The 3,548-nt window shown below is 35.6% G+C and carries 1 protein-coding gene; it reads left to right on the forward strand.

What is annotated here, in order from left to right; all coding sequences use genetic code 11:
• Positions 1 to 955: 955 nt before the first annotated feature.
• Positions 956 to 2,515: a circadian clock protein KaiC gene (gene kaiC, locus AFK68_RS05655; RefSeq protein ID WP_094671940.1), complete on the forward strand. Its 1,560-nt coding sequence runs from the start codon at positions 956 to 958 to the stop codon at positions 2,513 to 2,515.
• Positions 2,516 to 3,548: the final 1,033 nt, after the last annotated feature.

Consider the following 3,548-nt stretch of genomic DNA (forward strand, 5'->3'; position numbering starts at 1 on the left):
TGTTTAATGTGCAACTCCTAAAATCAAGATTGAGCAAAACACTATCCCATACTTCAACAAACTATAATACTAGGGTAGTTATCCTATTATGCCTTGGTTAATATAGACAACTGGAGTCAACTCAACTAGGCTAGTTCATAAGTTTTATTGAATGATGAATTTTTTTAAACATTAGACATCTCCGATCATCAAAAATCCAATTAATTATTGCCTATAAATCATCAATTATTTACGGAAATATTGTAGTTTAAAGCCTCCCCTTTTAAGGGAATAATAAATAAAAATTTTCCTGTTCGTCAATCCTCTTCTTTTCAAGGAGAGGTAATTCTAAATTATTAATTCTAAATTATTAATTCTAAATTCTAAATTCTAAATTCTAAATTCTTAATCCCTCTTTTCTGGAGAGGTCTATTGTTCTTATAGCAGTTTTCATGCTTGATAGACCACAGTCATTATCACCGGGGGGTATGATGGAAGATTTGTATTCAGTTGCAACTTAAGGAGTGATAACTTTGAAACTAGCCTTTGACTCCTGACTCCTGACTCCTACAGCAGTTTTGTGGTTTACTCAACTGAAAAGCGCTGTAAGAGATAATTGATGTTAAGGTAAGTAGCACGAAATTAGGAAACCAAGTAAGTATTCCAATATCTCATTGCCTGCTTATTGCCTTTTGTAGAGGAGTGTTTCTCACAGAAGAGATACCTGTTGCAAAGGAGACTTAACACTAACAGGCTAAGGAGGACCTCAAATTAACTTAATCTTAATCGGCCAGAATCCCCGCGCTCTACCCCGAAGGACTGAGCGTCATAATGGGAAGATAGGAAATTCGCGCTTTATGCGGAGCATCAGCAGCGGGTAGTTCACTAATTGTGTGATATAAATTTTCAGGGTATATATCAGGAATCCCTGGCCAAATTTTTTCTTATTTTAAATATTTTAAAGATTTTTAAAGATATGAACGAAAATATTGAGTCTATTAAAAAGGATGGAATAGCAAAGGTAGGAGTTGAGAAAATTAAGACCATGATTGAGGGTTTTGACGACATCAGTCATGGAGGTATGCCAGTTGGCAGAACAACATTAGTGAGTGGTACATCTGGAACTGGTAAAACATTGTTTGCTATTCAATTTCTTTATAATGGAATTACCTATTTTGATGAACCAGGAGTATTTGTAACTTTTGAAGAATCTCCCCAAGATATTATTAAGAATGCCTACAGTTTTGGTTGGAATTTACAGCAATTAGTTGATGAAGGGAAGTTATTTATATTAGACGCTTCTCCCGATCCAGAAGGACAAGATATAGTTGGTAATTTTGACTTATCTGCTCTAATAGAAAGAATTCAATATGCTATTCGTAAGTATAAAGCTAGAAGAGTTTCTATTGATTCTGTAACTGCTGTATTTCAACAATATGATGCTGCTTCGGTAGTTAGAAGAGAAATATTTCGTTTAGTTGCACGACTAAAACAAGTTGGGGCAACAACTATTATGACTACAGAAAGGGTAGAAGAATATGGCCCTGTAGCCAGATTTGGAGTAGAAGAGTTTGTTTCTGATAATGTTGTAATTGTCCGTAATGCTCTGGAAGGTGAACGTAGACGTCGGACAATAGAAATTCTCAAACTGAGGGGTACAACTCACATGAAAGGAGAGTATCCATTTACTATTACTAATGATGGTGTAAATATATTCCCACTTGGAGCGATGCGTTTAACTCAACGTTCTTCTAATGTTAGAGTTTCTTCTGGAGATGAGATTCTAGATAAAATGTGCGGAGGTGGTTTCTTTAAAGATTCAATTATATTAGCAACTGGTGCTACAGGTACGGGAAAAACTCTTTTAGTAAGTAAATTTTTAGAAAATGGTTGTATAAATAATGAACCTGCGATGCTTTTTGCTTATGAAGAGTCCCGGGCGCAATTATTCCGTAATGCTTCTTCTTGGGGTATAGATTTTGAAGAACTAGAAAAAAAAGGATTATTAAGAATTCTTTGTAGCTATCCAGAATCAGCAGGTTTAGAAGACCACCTACAGATTATTAAATCAGAAATTGCCGATTTTAAACCATCTAGAATAGCTATTGACTCTTTATCTGCTTTGGCAAGAGGAGTAAGTAATAATGCTTTTAGACAATTTGTTATTGGGGTGACAGGTTTTGCCAAGCAAGAAGAAATAACAGGTTTTTTTACTAATACTACGGATCAGTTTATGGGTTCTAATTCTATTACAGATTCTCATATTTCTACTATTACTGATACAATTTTGATGCTTCAATATGTAGAAATTCGTGGGGAAATGTCTCGCGCTATTAATGTGTTTAAAATGCGTGGTTCATGGCATGATAAAGGAATTAGAGAATATACAATTACAGCCCAAGGTCCTGATATAAAAGACTCCTTCCGTAGCTATGAAGGAATTATTAGTGGTTCTCCAACTCGAATTACTGTTAATGAGAAAAGTGAGTTGTCTAGAATTATTCAGGGAGTTCAAGAAAAGACAACAGATGAGTAATATTATGTTCGGTTGAGTAGTTATAAATAACGAGGGAGTAGTCACCACGGAATAGAGGAAAAAGAAAGTATAAAAAGGAGAAAGTTTTTCGGTCACGCAAGCGGAACTGAGTTCGATTCCTAATTATCCGGACATGATATAAGATAGGACTTGCTGAATAAGTTTTTTAGTAGGGGAGAGGAGTCAACCCACCCCTAACCTCTCCCAGGAGGGGAAGTCAGGAGTCGTACGGGCGAATGGCCATTCGCCCGTACAGGAGAAATGGGAATTATACAGTAGGTAGTTAGAAAAATAGTCCCTTAATTTTTCTGCCTCGCCTTACCCCAATATACTCACTTTTTCAGATATATCAACTGAAAAGCTTGTAGTTTTTCCAGACATAAAATGGCTAAAACCTTTATATGTCAATGCTTTGATATTTAATCAGCAAACCCTAAGATAATGACGAAGGTATTAGGAGTCAGGAGTCATAAGTCAGGATAATGGGGGAAGTTAGATGGAGATAGAATAGTCTCTCAATTTTTCTGGCTTTGCCTGCCCAAAATTCTCATATTTTTAGCTTCAGGCTCTAAAAACCTTACACTTTCTTTTCCCGCACAAAAGGATAAGCTTTCATATAAGCTATTTAGGATTTATTTCATTTTCTGAAGCTCCTGAAAAAAAATTGCGCATCAGAATTTTCGGCTGCATTCTCACAAAAATTATGATACTATAAATGTTAAATGGGGTTTTTCGTATACATATATGACTTTTTATTCAACTAAAATTATTTGCTAAGAGACAATCAAAACATTCAGGAAATTTTCTTTTTATATAGCGCTGTGCTCCGGCAACAGGCACTATTGCAACAGGCAACAGGGGAAATAAATTGCCGATAATATAAGACTTCTAGCTCTTTTGCCCCTACTACAATTTGTAAATATACCAGCGCTCATTGCTATAATTATTGGGTAGTGCATCAGCAAAGTGTGGGATAAGTCGCGTATGGCTCGCTAATATAATCTCAAAGCACTGATATATAAAGGTTAAGCGC

This window comes from Hydrocoleum sp. CS-953 (assembly GCF_002260545.1).
Classification (GTDB): domain Bacteria; phylum Cyanobacteriota; class Cyanobacteriia; order Cyanobacteriales; family Microcoleaceae; genus Trichodesmium.

Bases quoted from the DNA above. Each gene is read 5' to 3' on its own strand.
- kaiC (WP_094671940.1), top strand. From the start codon at position 956: ATGAACGAAAATATTGAGTCTATTAAAAAGGATGGAATAGCAAAGGTA.